The organism is Streptomyces celluloflavus (assembly GCA_000720995.1).
Taxonomy (GTDB): Bacteria; Actinomycetota; Actinomycetes; order Streptomycetales; family Streptomycetaceae; genus Streptomyces; species Streptomyces celluloflavus.
Map to the genome: position 1 here is coordinate 245,337 of JOEL01000012.1, position 20,884 is coordinate 266,220.

15 protein-coding genes and 1 pseudogene are annotated in these 20,884 nt (G+C 72.2%); 11 read left to right on the forward strand and 5 right to left on the reverse strand.

Translation table 11 applies throughout. The features are described from left to right. Positions 1-73 precede the first annotated feature (73 nt). Complete coding sequence (locus tag IH09_RS13650; protein WP_052856463.1) at positions 74-1,756, forward strand: hypothetical protein; 1,683 nt, start codon at positions 74-76, stop codon at positions 1,754-1,756. A 206-nt stretch (positions 1,757-1,962) separates the two neighbouring features. Here the strand turns inward: IH09_RS13650 and IH09_RS13655 are convergent, their stop codons facing one another. The 3 genes from IH09_RS13655 to IH09_RS13665 all read right to left on the reverse strand — a co-directional run bounded on the left by IH09_RS13655 (position 1,963) and on the right by IH09_RS13665 (position 6,655). Further along, on the reverse strand, positions 1,963-4,368 hold the full coding sequence (locus tag IH09_RS13655) for an ATP-binding protein (RefSeq protein WP_205379695.1): 2,406 nt from the start codon (positions 4,366-4,368) through the stop codon (positions 1,963-1,965). Positions 4,369-4,838: 470 nt separating this feature from the next. Then, positions 4,839-5,978, reverse strand: a complete 1,140-nt coding sequence (locus IH09_RS13660) for a sensor histidine kinase (protein ID WP_052856464.1) — start codon at positions 5,976-5,978, stop codon at positions 4,839-4,841. Continuing rightward, complete coding sequence (locus IH09_RS13665) at positions 5,975-6,655, reverse strand: response regulator (protein ID WP_052856465.1); 681 nt, start codon at positions 6,653-6,655, stop codon at positions 5,975-5,977. The genes IH09_RS13660 and IH09_RS13665 overlap by 4 nt, the downstream gene beginning before the upstream one ends. Positions 6,656-6,973: 318 nt before the next feature. Here IH09_RS13665 and IH09_RS13670 point away from each other — a divergent pair, with 318 nt between their 5' ends. After that, positions 6,974-8,158 (forward strand): DUF418 domain-containing protein, encoded by a 1,185-nt coding sequence (locus IH09_RS13670; protein ID WP_052856466.1) that lies wholly within the window; start codon positions 6,974-6,976, stop codon positions 8,156-8,158. A 321-nt stretch (positions 8,159-8,479) separates the two neighbouring features. On the opposite strand, the gene IH09_RS13675 is transcribed toward IH09_RS13670, so the two are convergent. Further along, a complete protein-coding gene (locus IH09_RS13675) occupies positions 8,480-9,766 on the reverse strand; it encodes a cytochrome P450 (RefSeq protein ID WP_094791762.1) in 1,287 nt (428 codons plus the stop codon). Positions 9,767-10,514: 748 nt separating this feature from the next. Here IH09_RS13675 and IH09_RS13685 point away from each other — a divergent pair. The 5 genes from IH09_RS13685 to IH09_RS13705 all read left to right on the forward strand — a co-directional run bounded on the left by IH09_RS13685 (position 10,515) and on the right by IH09_RS13705 (position 15,758). Further along, a complete protein-coding gene (locus IH09_RS13685; RefSeq protein WP_052856468.1) occupies positions 10,515-10,862 on the forward strand; it encodes an SH3 domain-containing protein in 348 nt (115 codons plus the stop codon). 186 nt (positions 10,863-11,048) lie between these two features. After that, a complete protein-coding gene (locus IH09_RS13690; protein WP_094791761.1) occupies positions 11,049-12,515 on the forward strand; it encodes an FtsW/RodA/SpoVE family cell cycle protein in 1,467 nt (488 codons plus the stop codon). Then, complete coding sequence (locus IH09_RS13695; RefSeq protein ID WP_052856469.1) at positions 12,512-13,963, forward strand: penicillin-binding transpeptidase domain-containing protein; 1,452 nt, start codon at positions 12,512-12,514, stop codon at positions 13,961-13,963. Before IH09_RS13690 ends, IH09_RS13695 begins: the two co-directional genes overlap by 4 nt. A 124-nt stretch (positions 13,964-14,087) precedes the next feature. Next, complete coding sequence (locus IH09_RS13700; RefSeq protein ID WP_052856559.1) at positions 14,088-14,567, forward strand: HD domain-containing protein; 480 nt, start codon at positions 14,088-14,090, stop codon at positions 14,565-14,567. 408 nt (positions 14,568-14,975) lie between these two features. After that, positions 14,976-15,758, forward strand: a complete 783-nt coding sequence (locus IH09_RS13705) for an ATP-binding cassette domain-containing protein (protein WP_052856470.1) — start codon at positions 14,976-14,978, stop codon at positions 15,756-15,758. 25 nt (positions 15,759-15,783) lie between these two features. Here the strand turns inward: IH09_RS13705 and IH09_RS13710 are convergent, their stop codons facing one another. Further along, on the reverse strand, positions 15,784-16,902 hold the full coding sequence (locus IH09_RS13710; RefSeq protein WP_052856471.1) for a diiron oxygenase: 1,119 nt from the start codon (positions 16,900-16,902) through the stop codon (positions 15,784-15,786). Positions 16,903-17,096: 194 nt separating this feature from the next. Here IH09_RS13710 and IH09_RS13715 point away from each other — a divergent pair, with 194 nt between their 5' ends. From IH09_RS13715 to IH09_RS13730, 4 genes and pseudogenes are all read left to right on the forward strand, one after another. Beyond that, complete coding sequence (locus tag IH09_RS13715) at positions 17,097-18,023, forward strand: AurF N-oxygenase family protein (RefSeq protein WP_094793141.1); 927 nt, start codon at positions 17,097-17,099, stop codon at positions 18,021-18,023. Between the two features lie 142 nt (positions 18,024-18,165). Then, complete coding sequence (locus tag IH09_RS13720; protein ID WP_094791757.1) at positions 18,166-18,906, forward strand: TetR/AcrR family transcriptional regulator; 741 nt, start codon at positions 18,166-18,168, stop codon at positions 18,904-18,906. Positions 18,907-19,020: 114 nt separating this feature from the next. Next, on the forward strand, positions 19,021-19,287 hold the full coding sequence (locus IH09_RS13725) for a hypothetical protein (protein ID WP_190233283.1): 267 nt from the start codon (positions 19,021-19,023) through the stop codon (positions 19,285-19,287). A gap of 458 nt (positions 19,288-19,745) precedes the next feature. Next, a pseudogene (locus IH09_RS13730) lies at positions 19,746-20,804 on the forward strand (chitinase); the annotation flags it as partial. Positions 20,805-20,884: the final 80 nt, after the last annotated feature.

The window sequence follows — 20,884 nt, forward strand, 5'->3', positions numbered from 1 at the left end:
CATGTCTCCACCGCACCGCCGGGATTCCTGAATTCCGCAAGGCGGCACCCTCGCCCTCCGGTTGAATGACGGTGTGACACGGAACACCGGATTCGATGAGAACGACCTGCGCACGCTGGCCGGTCCGCGCTCCTTCGAGCGAGGCCGGGGGTACGTGGACGCGGTGACCGCCGTGGAGGTGAGCGATGGCTGGATCACGGCCACGGTTCATGGGACACACGCGTACGCGGTGGAGCTGTCCCTCGACGGGCCCCGGGGGCTTGCCGGGGAGTGCGGCTGCCCGTACGGCCTGGAAGGCAACTTCTGCAAACATCTGGTCGCCCTCGGTCTGACCGTGCTGGCCGGGCCGGAGGCACTGCCACAGCAGCGCGGCCGGGCCCGGAGCCGTGCGCAGAAACTGGACGGGTGGCTGGCCGGGCTCTCCCGAGACGAACTGCTCGCCCTCGTACGGGAACAGATCGCCGAGGACCGGCAGGTACGCCGTCGTCTGGAGCTGCGGGCGGCGAGCGCTCACGGAGACCTGGCCGAGGTGCGTACCCGGATCCGTGAACTCCTCGACATCACCCCCTTCGAACGGTACGGATACGTCGAGTACGCCGATGCCCACGCGTACGGCGAACAGGCTGCGCAGGCGGTGTCCGCGATCAGCGCGCTGACCTCGACCGGGCGGGGCGAGGACGCGATCTCCCTGTCGCGGGAGGCGATGCAGCTGCTGAGCGAGGTGCAGGACGGCATCGACGATTCCGACGGGCACCTGGGCCGGGTCGGGGACGCTCTCGCCGAAGCCCATCTCGACGCGTGCCGTGCAGCTCACCCGGATCCGGACGAGACCGCGCGATGGCTGGTCCGGCATGTGCTCAGCGATCTGGACGACCTGACCGGCATCGACCCGCTCGACTACGCGGATGTCCTCGGGGAGCCGGGCATGGTCACCGTACGCCGGCTGGCGGTCGAGGCATGGCGCGGCAACCGCACCGGCTGGGCGGAGAAGTACCTGATGGAGCGGCTGGCCAAGGCGGGCGATGACGTGGACACCGTGGTCGCCGTGCACGCGGCCGACCTCATGCCCGACGGCAGCACCCACCTGGTCATCGCACGCGAACTGGACGCCGCCGGCCGCCCCGACGAGGCCCTCCGGTGGGCGGAGCGCGGTATCGGGGAAGCGGCTGCCGCCGTCACCCCCGACATCGCCTTGGTGAACTACCTCTGCGACCGCTACACCAGCGCCGGGCGGCTCTCCGACGCCGTCGCCCTGCGCCGGGCCGTCCTCACCGGCGGCCTTTCCCTGGCCGCGTATCAGCAGCTGCGTACGGCGGCGCAGGCGGCCGGCTGCTGGCAGGCGGAGCGTGCGCGGGCTCTCTCGCTGCTGCGCGCCGACGCGCGGCAGGGGCCGCGGTCCCGGTACGCCGGGCCCGCCCTGGTCGACGCCCTGATCGACGACGATGACATCGCCGCCGCCTGGCAGGCGGCGACCGAGACCGGCGCCCACGACCGGCAGTGGCTCGCCCTCGCCGACCGGGCCCGCGCCTCTCGTCCCTCCGACACGCTCGGCGTCTACCTGCGCCTGGCCGAGCCCCTCACGAAGCAGACCGGCAACCCGGTCTACGAACAGCTGACCAGCCTGCTGTTGAGCATCCGCGACTGCCACCGCCGCCTGGGCACCGAGGACGAGTTCCTCTCCTACCTCGCCGCCCTGCGCACCGCCCACAAACGCAAACGGAATCTCATGCGGCTCCTGGACCAGCACGGCCTGTGACTCCCCGCGGGGAGTTGTCAGGTCCGGGGGCTGCTGGAGCCCTGGGAAGCCGCATGAATCGCCGGGGCAGAGATGAGGGCGTGGCCGCAGCCGTCCCGAGTGGCAGGGCGGACGGAGCTGTCGGGACGGCGGGGGCCGCCAGGTCATGGGCGGCGCTACGGCTCGCGGTGCCGAGGGGGTGAGACGACGTGTGTCAGTGACGTGTGTCAGCAGTCGGCTTCGGTCAGCTGCCTCTCCAGGCGTGCGCGTACGGCTGTGGCCCGGGGGTCGGTGTACGGGGTCAGGTGGGTCAGGGCCTCGGTCCGGTGGGCGCGAGCCGCCTCAGGGTCCTGCGGGTGGACAGCGGCGGCCAGGTGGCCGAGCTCCACGGCGAGCTCCCATGCGTCCCCGAGGTCGCGGTGGACGGCCGCGGCCTGGCGGTGGAAGGCGGCGGCCTCGCCATGGCGGTCCATTGCGGCGTACGCCTGCCCCGTACCGCGCCAGGCCAGGGCTTCGCGACTGCGATCACCCAGGCGCCGGTGGAGCATGGCCGACCGCTGGTAGGAGGCCAGAGCGTCGCCGTGCTGCCCGGTGGTGCGCTGAATGTCGCCGAGAGCGAGCAGCCAGAAGCCCTCCAGTCCGCGGTTGCGCAGGCCGAGCGCGATCCCGAGGGCCTCGTCGATGGCCTCGCGGGCCGCCTCGGTCTCGTCCCGCTCGCGGTGGAGTTGTGCGGCGAGCCATCGGGCGTTGCCGATGCTCTGCCGGTTGTCCAGGGCGCGGTGAGCCGAGAGGGCGGCTTGGATCGCGGTATCCGCTTCTTCCAGGCGGCCGGCTTCCAGGTGGGCTCCAGCCACGTTGGACAGGGCGGCGGCGGCCCAGCGTTCACCGCCCACTTCGCGGAAGGTACCGATGGCCTCTGCGAAGTGCGCAGCGGCGGCGTCGAGGCGGCGGGCACGCAAGTGGACAAGGCCCACGAGGTTGAGGGCGTGTGCCTCCTCCCCGCGATTCCCCGTGGTGCGGGCCAGATCGAGGGCGCGGCTCAGGTGGTCCGCCGCCAGGTCGAGCCGGTTGGCGGACCGGTGGGACATCCCGAGCTGGTTGAGCAGCAGGAGCTGCCCGTTGGTGTCGTTCACGTGCTCTGCGGAAGCCAGGCCGATGTGCCCGAAGCCGAGCCAGTCGGCGAAGGAAACGGACGCGGACAGCGCGTTCCACAGGGTTGCGGTCAGTTGCCAGGCGTGCTGGTGCAGTCCGGCCGCGGCTGCGGCCCGTACGAGGTGCGGGAAGGTGGCGCGTTCGCGTTCTGCCCAGTCGGCGGCGGCGTCGTAGTCGGCGAAGGCCGGTGGCGGCAGGGGTGTGGTCGTCTCGGGCAGCGGCAAGTGGTCCTCGCCGGGCTGGAGCCACGTCTGTGCCGCGTCCGCGGTGTGCAGGTAGCGGTCCAGCACGCGGCGCAGGGCGGCTTCGCGCTGCTCGGCGGGTTCCTCGTCGTGGGCCTGTTCGGAGGCGTAGGCGCGCAGCAGGTCGTGGAACTGGAAGCGGTCGGGGCCGCTCTGCTCCAGCAGATGGGCGCCGACGAGGTCGTCGAGGAGCTGCCGGGCGCGGCTGAGGGGGAGGCCGGCGAGCGCGGCGGCCGCCTGGAGCCCGAACTCCGGTCCCGGATGCAGGCCGAGGAGCCGGAAGAGGCGCCCGGAGTGCGGCGGCAGCGCGCGGTAGGACCAGGCGAAAACGGTCCGGACGGCTTCGGCCTCCTCGTCGGTTCCCGTGCTGAGCGCGTCCCAGAGCGCGGACTCGTCGTGGAGGTCGGCGAGCAGGTCGTCCAGGCTCAGATGCGGGTGGCCGGCGGCGCGCTCGGCGGCGATCCGCAGGGCGAGCGGGAGGTGTGCGCACCGCCGGGCCAGCTCCGTGAGCTTGTCCGGGTCGTCTCCCGGGCGGTGGTCGCGGGTGACGGTCCGCAGCAGTGCGACAGCTTCCGGTTCGGGGAGCGTGCCGAGGGTGATCCTGCGCGCGCCGTCGCGTACGGCGAGGGCGGCCAGGCGGTTGCGGCTGGTCACCAGGGTCAGGCTGTCCCCGCTGCCGGGAAGCAGCGGCCGTACCTGGCCGACGGTGGCGGCGTTGTCGAGCACGATGAGCATCCGGCGGTCGGCGAGCAGGGAACGGTAGAGCGCGGCCGCGTCGTCCACGTCCTGCGGTACGTCGCCCGGGGCCACGCCGAGCGCGCGCAGGAAACCGCGTAACGCCTGCTCGGCGGTGACGGGCTCGCGCGGATCGTGGCCCCGGAGGTTCACGAAGAGCTGGCCGTCGGGGAGGCGGTCCCTGACCCGGTGGGCCCAGTGCAGGACCAGGGAGGTCTTGCCCGCTCCGGCCGTACCGGCCACCACATGCACGGACACGACGAGCTGACCGCCGTCCCGTCCCGTCAGGATGGCGTCCAACTGCCCCAGTTCCGCGGTCCGGTTGACGAATGCGTGCACATCGGCGGGGAGCTGCCGAGGAACGGTTCGCGGACGGTCGGACGCTGCCGGTGCCTGGTGGAAGTGGATGTCGCCGGAGACGTTCCCGGCCTGGACGACATCGCGGGACTCCCCGGAGAGGTCGTTGGCCGAGTCTCCGGACCGCCCGTTGGTGTCTGCCGGCATGCCGATGGGTGTCCCTCCCGGGTCGGGCCGCCGGGGGCGGCGGCAGCGGTGCGACGGTTCGGTCGAAAGAGAAGGCGGTGTCCTCCGCGGCCGCGCAGGCGTTCCGCACGTATGCCGTCCATGGGGCAACGGTGTCCGGGGTGGTGCAGCGGATCGCCCCGTCCAGTGCCCCGGTCTCGGTGTGCAGAGCGTGAAACATCACCCTGCCGTCCGAATGGTCAGTTCCGGAAGCGGTCCGCCGGCCATCGGGACGGCTTCCAGGCTCGGGCCGCGAGGTGCCACCTCCGGACTCCCGCTGTCGCGGAAGGCGACAGGAACGATACCGCGCGGGGCGGGGCGCGGTCAGTGTGCATCCGCGCCACCAGAATGCCGACGACGGCGCACGGGGAGAAGAGGCCCCCGCATCCCGATGACGGCATGCGATCGGTTTCGGGCGGATTGTCCGACGGCGCCGGGCCCCGCGGCGGTGTTCAGTTCTGGCGGGCCGGGAGGCGCATGCGGACGCGGTAGCCGCCGTCGGCGGCGGGGCCCGCTTCGAAGGTGCCGTGCAGCATGTCGGCGCGTTCCTGCAGGCCCACCAGGCCCTGGCGGGCGCTCGGGAGGGGAAGGGAGGGCCGGGTCGGCGGGGCGTTGGTGACGGTCACTCCGATTTCGTCCGTGTCGTGGCTGAGTTCGACGCGGGCGGCGGCTCCGGGGGCGTGTTTGCGTACGTTCGTCAGGGCTTCCTGCACCGTGCGGTAGAGGGCGCGTTGTGCGGGTGTGCCGACGGTGGCGGGGAGTTCGCCGGTCAGCTCGACGGGGATGCCGCTGGTCTCGACGAGCCGGTGCAGGTCCGCGAGGGTGGGCTGCGGGGTCAGCTCGGTGGCGTCGCCGCCGGAGGCGCGCAGCAGCGAGACCATGGTGCGCAGTTCGTCGAGGGTGCCCACGCTCAGGGAGCGGATGGTGCGCGCGGCCTCGACGGTGCCGGTGTCCTTGGCGGCGACCTGCAAGGCGCCCGCCTGGATGGCGATCAGGCTGACCTGGTGGGACACGACATCGTGCATCTCGCGGGAGAGCTGGGCGCGTTCGCGGGCGAGCACCGCCTGTGCGTGCAGTTCCCGCTCGTGGTCCTTCGCCTCCTCGATCTCCACCAGCCGCCGCGACAGGTCCCGGCGGGCCTGGACGAGTTGGCCGAGCAGCACGGGGGCGGCGGCCGTGGCGAGCGGGTAGCCGAAGTACACCAGGGTCCAGGGGCGGTCGTAGGCGCCGGCGACGTCCAGGGGAGAGGGGACGGCGGTGGCGATCGCGGCCAGGGTGACGCAGAAGGCGAGCAGCCGGCGGTCGCGGGAGCGTACGGCCAGGGTGAACAGGGCCGCCAGCGGGGCCACGACGACGTCTTCGAGCAGGGTGACCGGCAGGGTGAGCAGGAGGACGGTCAGGGGGAACCGGCGGCGGAAGACGAGGGCGGCGCAGGCGACGGCGGCCAGCGCCAGGCCTTGGGAGGTCTCGTTCCACAGGTTGAGCCAGACATCGAGCGCGGCGAGTGCGACGAGCCCGGCGTCGGCCAGCGGCGCCGGGATGCGCTCCCGAAGGCTCTGCCACCGCCCGGTGGTCCCGGCCACCCCCGTCATCGCCCGGCACCCGGTCGTTCCCGGTCCGTCTCCAGCAGGCCCGCCCGCTGGGCGAGCAGCGCGGCCTGCACCCGTCCGCCCACGCGCAGCTTGGTGAGGATGGCGCTGACGTGGTCCTTGACCGTACCGGTGCCGAGGTGCAGCCGGGCTCCGATGTCCGCGTTCGACAGTCCCTCCGCGACGCGTACGAGCACGTCCCGCTCCCGGTCGGTCAGCCGCTCGACGCGGGCCGCCTCCTCGTCGGCCTCGGCGGCGGGGCCGGTGCCGGGATGGCCGCGCAGGAGGGTCCGGGACGCTTTCGGGGACATCACGACACCGCCCGCGGCCAGGCTGCGCACCAGGTGGGCCAGTTGATCGGGCTCGGTGTCCTTGAGCAGGAAGCCGGCGGCGCCGGAGTGCAGCGCGGTCAGGACGTACTCGTCGGTGTCGAAGGTCGTCAGCATCGCCACCACGGGCGGTTCCGGGTGCGCGCGCAGCTCCCGCAGGACGGCCAGCCCGTCCACGTCCGGCATCCGGATGTCGAGCAGGACCACGTCCGGGCGGTGCTCGCGGACGGTGGCGACGGCTTCCGCACCGGTCGCGGTCGCGACGACCTCGATGGCGTCCGACGCGTTGAGGATGAGTCTGAAGCCGGACCGGACCAGTGCCTCGTCGTCCACCACTACCACCCGGATCACGTGTGCTCCGCCTCGTCGCTGTCGTCGGGGTTGTTGTCGGGGTGCCGCCGAGGGCCGGGGGTGTTCCCCGGCCTCGCCCGTACACCATCAGTGTCTTTGCAGTGCTTGCTGCTGTCCGTACCGGCCGGCGGTCGTGCGGCCCCGGGTTCCGGCCCGTACGCCGACCGCCGTCCCACCGAGCCTAAAGTCCGGCGCGGCCGGGGCGTCGGCGCGTGCGGTGGCTCCGGCCGTCCGGAGGGGCTGTTCCGGCCGGGCGGCGGGGGCGGCTCGGCCGGACGCCGGATACCCCGCCCACCAGCGCTTTTCCAGTCTGGAGGCATGTCACAGCACACAGTCACCGCAGCGCCTCCGCCCGAGCGGACGCCGGCCGTCGTCCCGGACCGCGGGAAGGCTCCCCTGGGCCGGCTGGTCGGGGTGGATCTGGCCCGCGGCCTGGCGGTCTTCGGCATGTACGCGGCGCATGTCGGACCGGACCCGGACCGGGGCGGCGGTACGGGCTTACTGATGGAGCTGGCGCACGGCAGGGCCTCCGCGCTGTTCGCCCTGCTGGCCGGCTTCGCCGTCGTCCTCATCACGGGGCGCCGCGCACCGAAGACCGGGCGGGCCGGACGCCAGGCCGTCGTCAAAGTGATCATCCGGGCCGTCATCCTGCTGGCCCTGGGCACCGCGCTGACCCTGACCGACACCCCGGTGCAGGTGATCCTCGCCTTCTACGGGCTGTACTTCCTGCTCGTGCTGCCGCTGTACCGGCTCGGCGCCGGGCAGCTGGCGCTGATCGCGGCCGGTGGGGCGCTGGTCTGCCCTCAGGTGCTGTACGCGCTGGAGCGGGTGTTCGGCGACGAGGTCCTCCGGATACCCGGCGAGCCCGCCGGTCTCGCCTCGCTGCTCTTCACCGGCCTGATCTCGCTGCTCTTCGCCGGTACCTACCCGGCCCTGACCTGGCTCCCGCTCGTCGTGGCCGGTATGGCCATCGCCCGCCTCGACCTGGCCGCCGCCGGAGTCCGCATACGCCTCGCCCTGACCGGCGCCGCCCTCGCCCTCGCGGGCCATGGGGGTTCCTGGCTGGCCCTGCGCCTCTTTCTCGGTGCGGCGACGCCGGCCTGGTGGTCCGACACCGCGGACTTCCCGTCCGCCGGCACTCCGGGCTGGCTGCTGGTCGCCTCCCCGCACAGCGAGACGACCCTGTCGATACTGGGCAACGCGGGCGTGGCGATCATGGTCCTGGTCGCGTGCCTCGCCGCCATGGACGCCCTCCCCCGCCTGCGCCGCCTGGCCGGTCCGGTCATCGCGGTCGGGTCGATGTCGCTGACGGCGTACGTCTTCCACATCGTCGGCATTCAGCTCCTGGGCATCGAGGAACTGCCCGGCTCGCCCCTGCCCGTCCTGCTCGGCTTCATCGCGTCGGTCACCGTCTTCGCCGCCGTCTGGTCCCGCTTCTTCCGGCGCGGGCCGCTCGAATGGCTGATGAGCAAGGCGACCGGGACCGCCCGGCACGTGCGGTGAACCGGCGTGGGGATACCCGGCCGTAGGGATACCGCCGGTACGGGGCGTCGGGGCTCCGGTACGTGCCGGGCGGGTGGGACGGCCGGCGCCCCCACCGACGCGCCGGACCTGAGCGGCGGAGCGGCGCATCGGCTCGTGGCGGCTGTCCTGGCATACGGAGGGGGCGAACCGGATGGGCCGTCAGGCGGCGGCCGACGACCGGCCGTACGGCGCCGCCCCGCCCGCCCCGTTGCGGCTCTCCCCCGGCCGCGGAAAGCGACGACCGGGCACGCGGCCATTCGGCCAAGTGCCCGGTCGTGGGGTCGTCGCGAAAAGGGACGGTCAGCCGTCGAGGCGTACCGGCAGGGACTCGATCCCGTAGACGATCGACAGTTTCCGGAATGCCAGCTCCTCCGGTTTGACGTCCAGCCGCATATGGGGGAACCGGCGTACGAGCGCGGGATAGGCGGCGCGGAGTTCCATCCGGGCCAGTTCCGCGCCGACGCAGCGGTGGATTCCGTAACCGAAGGCGAGATGCGAGGGGACGTTGCGTGACGGGTCGAACCGCTCCATCTCCGGACCCAGTTCGCCGTCCCGGTCCGCGCCGCTCAGGGAGCACAGCACCACATCCCCGGAGGTGATCTGCACACCGCCGATCTCCAGGTCCTCGCGCGCGAAACGCGGGAACGCGACCTGTACGACGGTCAGGTAGCGCAGCAGCTCCTCGACATAGCGCTCGACCACCTCGTCGCCGTCCTTCAGGGCCGCGAAATGCTTCGGGTCCTGGAGGAGGACCAGGGCACCGAGCGCCAGCATGCTGGCCGTGGTCTCGAAACCGCCGGTCAGCACGCCGTCGGCCAGGCCCGCCAGCTCCTCGTCGCTGACCGAGTCGCCGTGTTCCTTCACGATCATGCCGAGCAGACCGTCGCCCGGATTCTCACGCTGCTTCTTGACGACTTCCCGGAAGTAGGAAAGCGATTCCGATATGGCGCCGAAAGAAGCGTTCGCACCGCTGAAAAGGTCGAAACGGGCGGCGCTGAGCCGCTCGAAGTCCTCACGGTCCTCATAAGGCACACCGAGGAGTTCGCAAATAACCAGGGAAGGGATCGGCAGCGCGAAGGAATGGACGATGTCCACCGGTTCGCCGTTCTTGCCGGCGCGCTCCATGGCGTCCAGGCGCTCTTCGACGATCTCGTGGATACGCGGCGTCAGCCGGCTGAGCCGGCGCATGGTGAATTCGGGGGTGAGCAGCCTGCGCAGCCGGGTGTGTACGGGCGGATCGGCGAAACCGAGACCGCCGGGATTCTGGTCGGCCCCGGCGCCGGCCTTGCCGACGAGGTTGGTGAAATCCGAGCTGAAGGCGTTGCCCTTGCCCAGTACCGCCTTGACTTCGTCGTAGCCGGTGACCAGCCAGACGTTGGCGGCTATCGGCACCGGGAGCTTGGTGATGGGTTCCTTCTCCCGGACGGCCGCCAGCTCGCCCACCGGGTCGAGTCCATCGCGCCGCAAAGGCATCAGGACAGACTCGGGCAAGAAAGACATTCGAGACAGGTCGAAGCCTTTCTTCTGTGTTCTCGCCAGATACATGCGGCCGGCCCAGGCGATGATCCGGGAGCGGAGAGTCGTCATGACGTTAATACTGCCTTTCGTCGAGGGAGATGGTCGCCCGCACCCGGTGCCCCAAGGAGGCCGGGAGAGCGCGGGACCTCCGCTCGGCGTGTATTGATGTGACGTATGCCATAGCCCCTCGCTCGCGGCGGTCATGGACCGGGTCCATGCCGTCGACCGGTCGTCGGTCGTCCGCATCCAGCGTGACGAGCTCGGCCTTAGTTCTTTTCGTTCTGAAGGAGTTTACAAACTGCCATTGCCCGCGATCGCGGAACAACCCTTGAACGCCCCTGGGAAGACCCTGAATCATCCCCTACGACTCCCGGCGAAACGTCTACTAACGACTACGACTTCCGACGCAGGTCCCACCCCGCGACCTCCCCGGCCTCTCACGCCACCCGGCGGCCCAGGGACGGCCGCCGCCTCCCGCCACGCGACCGCACCGACCGGGAGCCGGCCCGCGCACCGCGCCGCCGCGACACCCGACGGCGCCCGAGCACGCCCGCACCGGGCGGGAATGCCCTGATTTTTCGGGCCTGACACTCTCACGAACGGTGATGAGTTGCGAACTCTCCGTTGCCTCCTTACCGTGAGGCGAGCAAGATAGGCAAAATACATCAAAGCGACACAAATTCGCACACGCGGCCGAGCTTGGGCGCAGATATCGCGCCAGAAGCGACGCAGCCCCCGCCCCGTCCGTCACCCGGCGCCCGGCGACCTCCACTCGAACTCATCCCCCAGGGATCTTCCCCTCCGCAGGAGGAAGTGCATGTTTCCGAAGTCGAAGTCCGGCAAGCTCGCCCTCTGCGCCCTCGCGGGCGCGCTGACCTCCGCCGTCGTGACCGGTCCGGCCCTGGCGTCCGGCGGCGACGGCGAGCACGGCCACTTCCGGGGCCGTGTCGTCGCCAGAGACGGTCTGCTGGTCCGCTCGGGCCCGAGCGAGCACCACCGCGTGGTGGGCCACAACCGGTACGGCCGGATCGTCCGCATCGAGTGCAAGGTCACCGGCGAGAAGGTGCGGGGCAACCGTCGCTGGTACAAGCTCGCCGACGGCAGGTACGCCTGGTCGTCCGCCCGCTACATCGTGAACCTCGGCGAGCCGCCGCACTGGTGCTGACCCGGTAGCCGGGCGGGCGCCGGACGGCCCCCGCCGACGCCCGCCCGGCACCAGCACCAGCGCCAGCACCACGAACCGCCCACCCCGAACGCCGAACCAGCACGATCGCCACGACCGCCGCAACCGCCACGACCCCCGCAACCGACATAACGGAAATATCGCCCGCCGCTTGCTACGTTGCCAGGCATGACGTCAACGGCGACGGCGGCCACCGCGACCCCGGCGGACACTCCCCCGCCGGCCCCGCCGCAGCCCAGCCGGCGCGGCGTCGAACTGGTCCTCCTGGTGGCCGCCGTGCTCATCAGCGTCTGCGGCTATCTCGGTGTGGGCCTGGTCAAACAGCACGCCGTACCGGCCGACGCGGCGGGCTACGGCGCCGGGCTCGGCGTCCTCGCGCTCCTCGCCCACATCGCCGTCCGCCTCCGCGCCCCGTACGCCGATCCGCTGCTGCTGCCGATCGCCGTACTCCTCAACGGGCTCGGGCTGGTCTTCATCTTCCGGCTCGATCTGGAGACCCCCGACGACCAGGCCGCGCCCGCCCAGCTGATCTGGTCCGCCGTCGGCGTCGCGCTCTTCACCGCCGTCGTGGTGCTGCTGCGCGACCACCGGGTGCTCCGGCGGTACGCCTACCTCTGTGCGGCCCTGGCGCTGCTCCTCATGGTCGCGCCGGGCCTCTTCCCGGCCGTCAACGGGGCGAGGATCTGGGTCCGGATCGCGGGGTTCTCCCTCCAGCCGGCCGAGTTCGCCAAGGTGCTCATCACCGTCTTCTTCGCCGCCTATCTGGCCGCCAACCGCGGTGCGCTGGCCCATACCGGCCGCCGGGTCGGCCGGCTGCGGCTGCCCGCCGGCCGGGTGCTCGGCCCGATCGTCACGATCTGGCTGCTCACGGTCGCCGTCCTGGTCCTGGAACGCGATCTGGGCACTTCGCTCCTCTTCTTCGCGGTCTTCGTCGTCCTGCTGTACGTGGCCACCGGGCGGACCGGGTGGATCGCGGTCGGCGTACTGCTCGCGGTCGCCGGCGCGGCCGCCGTCGGCACCGTGGAGCCGCATGTGCACGGCCGGGTCGAGGACTGGCTGCACCCGTTCGCCGGTATCGAGGCGGGCAAGGGGCCCGGCCAGCTCGCCCAGTCGCTGTTCGCCTTCGGCGCGGGCGGCGTGCTCGGCACCGGTCTCGGCCGGGGCGGCTCACCGCTGATCGGCTTCGCCATGAAGTCCGACTTCATCCTGTCGACGTTCGGCGAGGAACTGGGACTGGCCGGGCTGACCGCCGTCTTCCTGCTCTACGCACTGCTGGTGGCCCGCGGCTACCGCGCCGCCCTGGGCCTGCGGGACCCGTTCGGCAGCCTGCTGGCCGTCGGCCTCGCCACGCTGCTCGCCGTCCAGGTCTTCGTCATCGCGGGCGGGGTGACGGGGCTGATCCCGCTGACCGGCATGGCGATGCCGTTCCTCGCACAGGGCGGCTCGTCCGTCATCACCAACTGGATCATCATCGCGCTGCTGCTGCGCCTCAGCGACCGGGCCCGCGCACCCGGGCCACCGGACCGGGACGGAGCCGCCACCGGCCACCCGGGCCTCACCGACACCGGCCCCGGCCCCCTCTCCACCGTCGGCATCGGCGCCTCCGTCCCCGCCTCCCGCGGGGCCGGACGGTGATCCGCTGCATCCGGCACGCCGCGGCCTTCTCGCTGCTGCTGCTCGTCGCCCTGCTCGCCAACTCCTCGCGGGTCCAGGTCTTCACGGCCGACGCGTACGCCGGGAACCCGGCCAACCGCCGTGCCGCGATGGCCCGTTACGGCCAGCCGCGGGGCGCCGTGCTCGTCGCGGGCCGGCCCGTCACCGGCTCCCGGGACAGCGGCGGCCGGCTGCGCTACGAGCGCACGTACACCGAGGGCCCGCTGTACGCGCCGGTCACCGGCTACTCCTCGCAGAGCTACGGCACCTCCCTCGTCGAGCGCGCCGAGGACGGCATCCTCGCCGGCACCGACGACCGGCTCACCACGTTCCCCTGGTGGGACGAGATGACCGGCGCCCGGCGGCCCGGCGGCGATGTCGCGACCACCATCCGGCCCGCGATGCAGCGCGCCGCGTTCGACGGGCTCGGCCGCAGGAAGGGCGCGGTCGCCGCGGTCGAACCGCGCACCGGCCGGATCCTCGCGCTGGCCAGCACCCCCTCGTACGACCCGAACCTGCTCTCCGGCAACGGCCGTTCGGTCACCGACGCCTGGCGGCGGCTGACCGGTGCCGCGGACCAGCCGATGCTCAACCGGGCCATCCGGCAGACCTATCCGCCCGGCTCCGCCTTCAAGGTCGTCACCGCGGCGGCCGCGCTGGACAGCGGCACGGTGCCCGATATCGACGCCCCGACGGGCGCCCCCGACCCGTACGTCCTGCCCGGCACCACCGCCCGGCTCGGCAATGCGGCGGGCGACTGCGCGGACGCCAGCCTCAAGGACGCCTTCCTGGTCTCCTGCGACACCGTCTTCGCACATCTGGGTGCCGAGATCGGCCTGCCCGGCATGGTCGCGGCCGCCCGCCGGTTCGGCTTCGACGACGACCGGCTGCGCATCCCCTCCCCCGTCGCGCGGAGCAACTTCGACACCCGGATGGACACCGCGCAGGTCGCGCTCTCGGCCATCGGCCGGTACGACACCACCGCCACCCCGCTCCAGATGGCCATGGTCGCGGCGGCGGTCGCCAACGACGGGGTGCTGACGCCGCCGTATCTCGTCGAAGCGGTGACCGATGCCCGGGGGCACACCGTCGCCACCGCCCCGCACCAGCCCTCGCGCCAGGCGATCGGGCCGGCCGCCGCCCGGCAACTCCAGGAGATGATGACCGATGTCGTCGAGAACGGCGCCGGTGCGCAGGCCGCCATCGAGGACGCCGTCGTCGGCGGCAGGACCGGCGCCGCCCGGCACGGTGCGGACGGCGAGAGCACGCCGTACGCCTGGTTCATCTCGTGGGCCAAGGCGAAGGAGGACAGCGGGTCCGCGGTGGCGGTGGCCGTGGTCGTCGAGGACCCGGCGGCGGAGCGCGCGGACATCAGCGGCGGCAGCGCGGCGCCGATCGCCCGCGCGGTGGTGCGGGCCGCGCTGCGCTGACGGACCGTCATGAACCACGGTCACGCACTGCGCACCGGGCGGCGCACATCGCCCGTCACGGCGTACGTGCCCAGCACCCGCTGTGACCGCCATGACCGCCGTGACCGCGCGGCACAATGTCCGCATGGCCGATACGACCCCGGACCCGCTCCCGCCGACGCCCCCGTTGCTCTCCCTCGCCGAGGTGGCGGCGCTGGCCCGGCGCGCGCACGCGGATCAGACCGACAAGGCGGGACGTCCGTACGCGGAGCATCTGGCCGCGGTCGCGGCGGGGGTGCGCGAGCGCGGCGGCAGCGATGAGCAGATCGCCGCGGCCTGGCTGCACGACGCCGTCGAGGACGGTGTGCTCACGCCGGAGTGGCTGGCCCGTGCGGCGCTCACCGAGGCGACCAAGGCCATGATCATGGCCGTCACCAAACGCGCGGACGAGCCGGCCGAGGAGTACGCCGCCCGCATCCTGGCCACGCCCGGCGCGCTGCTGGTCAAGGAGTCCGACCTCGCGCACAACGCCGATCCGGCGCGGCTGGCCGTCCTGGACGCGGCGACGCGGGCGCGGCTGACGGCGAAGTACGCACGGATGCGGGCGCTGCTCGGGTCTGCCTGAACGAACTGAACGGCCGGCCCGGGGAACGGACTCCACGCCGCGGCGGCGACGCCGCGCCCGGAGCCGCGGGCCGCAGGCCGCACGGACCACCGCCCGGCCGGGCCACCTGCTGTACCGACCATCGGCCAACAGGACCACGGGCCAGGAGAGTCGCTGCCCAAGAACGTCGCGGGCCGAGGAAGTCACAGGCCAAGGAAGTCGCAGGTCAAGCGCTTCGCACGTCCAGGCATCGGACAGCCCCTACGGAAAGGTGCCGTGCACAGCTACCCTGCGCCGATGCGCCCTTCGCACCCGTCGCGGCCCGCGGCCGCAGCACAGCCGTCACCGCAGCCGTCGCAGCCGTCGCAGCCGTCGCAGCCGTCGCAGCCGTCAGAGGCTTCCCGGACGCCGGAGCCGGGCGCGGCCCGGGTGATCGCCGCCCTCGCCGGTGTCGGTGTCCGGCGCCACGCCACCGGACAGGTCATCCTCGACGCCGTCGACTGGACCGTCCGGTCCGGTGAGCACTGGGCGCTGCTCGGCGCGAACGGTGCGGGCAAGACGACCGTCCTGCGGCTGGCCGGCGCGCTGATGTTCCCCACCGTCGGCACCGTCGAGGTGCTCGGCCACCGGCTCGGCTCGGTGGACGTCCGCGAACTGCGTGCCGCCATCGGCCTGGTCTCCGGCGCGCAGCAGGTGCCGCAGGGCGCGACCGGCCACACCGTCGTCCTGACCGGCGCCACCGGGACCGTGCAGCCGCTGTGGCGGAAGTACGACGACGCCACCCGCGAACGGGCCCACGGACTCCTCGCCGAGCTGGACTGCAAGGAGCTGGCGGACCGCCCGTTCGGGGTCTGCTCGGGCGGCCAGCGGGCCCGGATCCTGATCGCCCGCGCGCTGATGGCCGAGCCCTCGCTGCTGCTGCTCGACGAGCCGTTCAACGCGCTCGACCTGCCCTCCCGCGAGGACCTGATCGACGCGCTGCACCGACTGGCCCTGGGGCGGCCGGAGTTGGCGACCGTGACGGTCACCCACCATCTGGAGGAACTGTCACCGGCCATCGGCCACGCGCTGCTGCTGCGGGACGGCCGGGTGACGGGGCGCGGTCCGGTGGACGAGGTGCTGACCGGTGAGCGGATGACGGCCTGCTTCGGCCGTCCGATCGAGGTCTCCCGGCACGAGGGCCGCTGGCTGGCCCGGTCGGGCAGGCGCTGAGGGCGGCGGCGCGTACCGCGCCTGCTCAGCCGGCCCCCTCCGCAGCGGCCCCCTGCGCGATGGCCGCCGCGACCTCCGCCGTGCGGGCCGCTTCCTCGGCGGCGAAGCGCTGGGCGTCCAGTTCCTCGGCCAGTTCCTCGTCCTGGGCCATCAGCAGGTCCAGATTGGAGTCGCCCAGCTCGTAGACGCCCAGGTCGGCGTAGGCGCGTTGCAGCCGCTCGCCCCAGAGGCCGATGTCCTTGACGCACGGCACGATCCGGCTGAAGAGCAACTTGCGGAAGAGGTGCAGGAATTCGGAGTTCTCGGTGATCTCGGCGGCCTCCTGCCGGGGTATGCCGAAGTTCTCCAGGACCTCCAGACCGCGCAGCCGGTCGCGCATCAGATAGCAGCCCTCGATGACGAATTCCTCGCGTTCGCGCAGTTCGGCGTCGGTGAGCTGGCGGTAGTAGTCGCGCAGCGCCATCCGGCCGAAGGCGACATGGCGGGCCTCGTCCTGCATGACGTAGGTGAGTATCTGGCGGGGCAGCGGCTCGGTGGTGGTGTCGCGGATCATGCCGAAGGCGGCCAGCGCCAGGCCCTCGATCAGCACCTGCATGCCCAGGTACGGCATGTCCCAGCGGGCGTCCCGCAGGGTGTCGCCGAGCAGCGCCTGGAGGTTGTCGTTGACGGGGTAGAACATCCCGATCTTGTCCTGGAGGAAGCGGCTGTAGATCTCGGCGTGCCGCGCCTCGTCCATGGTCTGGGTGGCGGAGTAGAACTTCGCGTCCAGGTCGGGGACGGATTCCACGATCCGGGCCGCGCACACCATCGCGCCCTGCTCACCGTGCAGGAACTGGCTGAACTGCCAGGAGGTGTAGTGCCGGCGCAGGTCGCCGCGGTCCTGCTCCGTCAGCTTGTCCCAGTACCGGGTGCCATACAGGGCCATCGACTCGTCGGGGGTGCCGAGCGGGTTTCGGGGGTCCACTTCGAGGTCCCAGTCGATCCGCGTGGCGGCGTCCCACTGCTTGTCCTTGCCCTTCTGGTAGAGGGCGAGCAGCCGCTCCCGGCCGTCGCCGTACTCCCAGCTGAAGCGGGCCGAACCGGTGGCGGGCACCGTCCACAGAGCGTCGCCGGGGCCCTGCACATAGAGATCTCGGGTCGACACGAGTGCCTCCTGATTCACCGAACCCCTTGTCACGGGCGGTCGTTGGCAGGCTCACACGCTTCTTACCGGTGGGTCAATAAGTCGCGCACAAGGGATTGACGTCCTTGCTGACACGCAGTCTCATAATACGTGACCGCGGGTAACCCCACTAGCGAGGTACCACAGCCATGACGAGCGTGACGACGACGAACGCGATGACTGCGGCGGACACCGAGGTCCTGCGGGACGCCCTCGGGCTGCTCAAGGACCGGGAGCAGGTGGCCGAACGCCTGCTGGAGTCCTCCGCCAAGCACTCCTACGACCCGGACACCGCGCTCGACTGGGACGCGCCGCTGGAGGACGGCAAGTGGTTCTGGCCGCCGGAGCTGGTCTCGCTCTACGACACCCCCCTGTGGCGGCGGATGTCACCGGAGCGCCAGCGCGACCTGTCCCGGCACGAGGCCGCCTCGCTGGCCTCACTGGGCATCTGGTTCGAGATCATCCTGATGCAGCTGCTGGTCCGGCACATCTACGACAAGCCGGTGACCAGCGCACATGTCCGCTATGCGCTCACCGAGATCGCCGACGAGTGCCGGCACTCCAAGATGTTCGCGCGCCTGATCCAGCGGAGCGGCGCCCCGGCGTACCCGGTCTCCCGCCTCAACCACCAGCTCGCCCGCGTCCTCAAGACCGTCTCCACCACCCCGGGTTCGTTCGCCTGCACCCTGCTCGGTGAGGAGATCCTCGACTGGATGCAGCGGCTGACGTTCCCGGACGAGCGGGTGCAGACCCTCGTCCGCGGGGTGACCCGTATCCATGTCGTCGAGGAGGCCCGGCACGTCCGCTACGCGCGCGAGGAGCTGCGCCGCCAGATGGTCTCCGCGCCGCGCTGGGAACGGGAGTTGACCCGGATCAGCTCCGGCGAGGCGGCCCGGGTCTTCTCCGTCGCGTTCGTCAATCCGGAGGTCTACGCCCGCATCGGCCTGGACAAGCGCGAGGCCGTCGCCCAGGTGAAGGCCAGCGGCCACCGCCGCGAGGTGATGCAGACCGGCGCCCGGCGGCTCACCGACTTCCTGGACGAGATCGGCGTACTGCGCGGTGTGGGCCGCCGGTTGTGGACGAGCTCGGGACTGCTGCCCTGAGGGCGGACCGGACGGCCGGCGCGCGGGCAGGGACACGGACGCCCGCGCCGGGACGGGCGTACCGGCCCGACCCGGCCAAAGGCTCGCCGGCGCGTACGCGCATATGTGCGAAGGGAAATCCGGGGCGGTTACGCTGCTGTCCATGAACGGCAGCGGCACCGCCCCAGCAGTACCCCGACCCGCCTACCGCAGACTGAGCGTCGAGCAACGCCGCAGCCAACTGCTCGGCGCGGCGCTGGGCCTGTTCGCCCAACGCGCCCCCGAGGACGTCTCGCTGGACGATGTCGCGACCGCCGCCGAGGTCTCGCGGCCGCTCGTCTACCGCTACTTCCCCGGCGGCAAGCAGCAGTTGTACGAGGCGGCGCTGCGCAGCGCCGCCGAGGACCTCGAACGCTGCTTCGCCGAGCCGCAGTCCGGCCCGCTCACCCAGCGGCTCTCCCGCGCGCTGGACCGCTATCTGACATTCGTCGACGGGCACGACACGGGATTCAGCGCGCTGCTCCAGGGCGGCAGCGTCGTGGCGACCTCCCGGACGTCCGCGATCGTGGACCAGGTGCGGCGCGCCGCCGCCGAGCAGATCCTGCGCCATCTGGGCGAGCCGGAGCCCGGTCCGCGGCTGCGGACGGCGGTCCGCATGTGGATCACCGCCGTCGAGGGCGCCTCGCTGATCTGGCTGGACGGCGGCAAACAGCCTCCCCTCGACGAGCTGCGCGACGGGCTGGTCGACCACTTCATCGCGCTGCTGGCCGCGACCGCCGCCCGCGATGCGCAGACCGCGCGGGTGACCCGGGCGGCGCTGGCACTGGAGACCCCCGACGGCCCGGTCGGCGATCTGGTCCGGCGCCTGCTCCCGGTCGTACGCGACGCGTCCCACCTGCTGTGACCCATGGCAGCGGGCCTGTCACGCGGTGCGGCGGCGCGTCCGGTGCGCGGTGCGGCGGCGCGTCCGGTGCGCGGTGCGGCGGCGCGTCCGGTGCGCGGTGCGGCGGCGCGTCCGGTGCGCGGTGCGGCGGCGACCCCCTTCGTCGGCGGACCGCTGGACGGCCGGGTGCTGCCGGTGCTGCTCGGCGCGACCGGGCAGCCACCGAAGACGTACGAGATCCCGGTGCCGAACGACGACGGGCGACCGCCGACGCTGTACCTCTACCGGCGCGCCCCCGGACGGGTGGGACGGCTGGGGCTGCCGAGCGGCTGGAAGTACGAGTACGACCCGGAGGGCAAACCACCGGGCGGCCCCAAGTGGCCGTGGCAGAAGCGGAGTTGACGGGTCCGGAAGCCGTCACCACGGCCCTCGTCGCGGTCAGCGGCGTGGCCACCGCCCCGGCCGTCACCTGATTCGCCACCACTGAGGCCACCGCGGTCACCGCCGCACCCATCACCGAGTCTGGTCCGGACCATTGACACTAGTGGTCTAGTCCTGTTTGCTGCCTGCCCAGGGGAGCCGCCCCAAGCCTCCCTGGCCGGCCCCAGCCCGCAGGGGCGGCTCCCCTCCCGCTCGGCCCGCGCACCCCCACTCCAGCGCCGTCGACCGAAGGAGCAGCCCCCATGCGTCTCCGTTCCCGCCGCCCCTCCCCCACCGGCCGCACCCACCGCCCCCGGACCCTGTCCGCCGCACTGGCCGCCGTCGCGCTGGCGGCAGTCCTGGGGCTCACCGCCCAGCCGGGTACCGCGCGCGCCGCCGCGGCCCCGGAGACCGCCCCGGCCGGCGCCCGGCCGGGGACCGCCGCGCTCCCCGCGCACACTCTCGTCGGCTACCTCCACACCAGCTTCGCCAACGGCTCCGGCTACACCCGGCTCGCCGACGTGCCCGACAGCTGGGGGATCATCGATCTGGCCTTCGGCGAGCCGACCTCGGCCACCTCGGGCGATATCCGCTTCTCGCTCTGTCCGCAGGCCGAGTGCCCGGGAGTGGAGTCCGAGGACGAGTTCAAGGCCGCGGTCAAGGCCAAGCAGGCGGCCGGCAAGAAGGTGCTGATCTCCATCGGCGGGCAGAACGGCCAGGTCCAGCTCACCACCACCGCGGCCCGCGACGCGTTCGTACGGTCGGTCGGCGCCATCATCGACCGCTACGGACTCGACGGTCTGGACATCGACTTCGAGGGCCACTCGCTCGCCCTGGACAACGGCGACACGGACTTCAAGAACCCCACCACGCCCGCCGTCGTCAACCTCATCTCCGCGGTGCGGACCCTCAAGGCCGAGTACGGCGCGGGCTTCACGCTGACCATGGCGCCCGAGACCTTCTTCGTCCAGCTCGGCTACCAGTTCTACGGTTCCGGGCCGTTCGGCGGCCAGGACCCGCGGGCCGGCGCGTACCTCCCGGTCATCCACGCGCTGCGCGACGACCTCACCCTGCTGCACGTCCAGGACTACAACTCGGGCCCGATCATGGGGCTGGACGGGCAGTACCACACCATGGGCGGTGCGGACTTCCACCTGGCGATGACGGACATGCTGCTGACCGGCTTCCCCGTGGCGGGCAACAAGGACCACGTCTTTCCCCCGCTCCAGCCGTCCCAGGTCGCCATCGGCCTGCCCGCCTCCTCCCTCGCGGGCAACGGCTACACCCCGCCCGCGCAGGTCACCCAGGCGCTCGACTGCCTGACGAAGAACACCGGCTGCGGCGGTTACCAGCCGCACGGCAGCTGGCCCGGTCTGCGCGGTCTGATGGCCTGGTCGATCAACTGGGACCGCTACAACAACGGCGAGTTCCGGAAGAACTTCGACAGCTACTTCGGCAGCACCTTCCACAGCTACGCCGACGGCCGCTCCGACGGCTGACCGAGTGATCCGGCCGCCGCGCCCCTCGCCCTTCCGCCCCCATTCGCCCTAAATGTATGACTGTCATGACACGATCCGGA

What these genes read in the sequence shown, in the direction of transcription:
- IH09_RS13655 (WP_205379695.1), bottom strand. Translation starts at nt 4,368, where the DNA reads ATGCCGGCAGACACCAACGGGCGGTCCGGAGACTCGGCCAACGACCTC.
- IH09_RS13660 (WP_052856464.1), bottom strand. Translation starts at nt 5,978, where the DNA reads ATGACGGGGGTGGCCGGGACCACCGGGCGGTGGCAGAGCCTTCGGGAG.
- IH09_RS13670 (WP_052856466.1), top strand. Translation starts at nt 6,974, where the DNA reads ATGTCACAGCACACAGTCACCGCAGCGCCTCCGCCCGAGCGGACGCCG.
- IH09_RS13675 (WP_094791762.1), bottom strand. Translation starts at nt 9,766, where the DNA reads ATGACGACTCTCCGCTCCCGGATCATCGCCTGGGCCGGCCGCATGTAT.
- IH09_RS13685 (WP_052856468.1), top strand. Translation starts at nt 10,515, where the DNA reads ATGTTTCCGAAGTCGAAGTCCGGCAAGCTCGCCCTCTGCGCCCTCGCG.
- IH09_RS13690 (WP_094791761.1), top strand. Translation starts at nt 11,049, where the DNA reads ATGACGTCAACGGCGACGGCGGCCACCGCGACCCCGGCGGACACTCCC.
- IH09_RS13700 (WP_052856559.1), top strand. Translation starts at nt 14,088, where the DNA reads ATGGCCGATACGACCCCGGACCCGCTCCCGCCGACGCCCCCGTTGCTC.
- IH09_RS13715 (WP_094793141.1), top strand. Translation starts at nt 17,097, where the DNA reads ATGACTGCGGCGGACACCGAGGTCCTGCGGGACGCCCTCGGGCTGCTC.
- IH09_RS13720 (WP_094791757.1), top strand. Translation starts at nt 18,166, where the DNA reads ATGAACGGCAGCGGCACCGCCCCAGCAGTACCCCGACCCGCCTACCGC.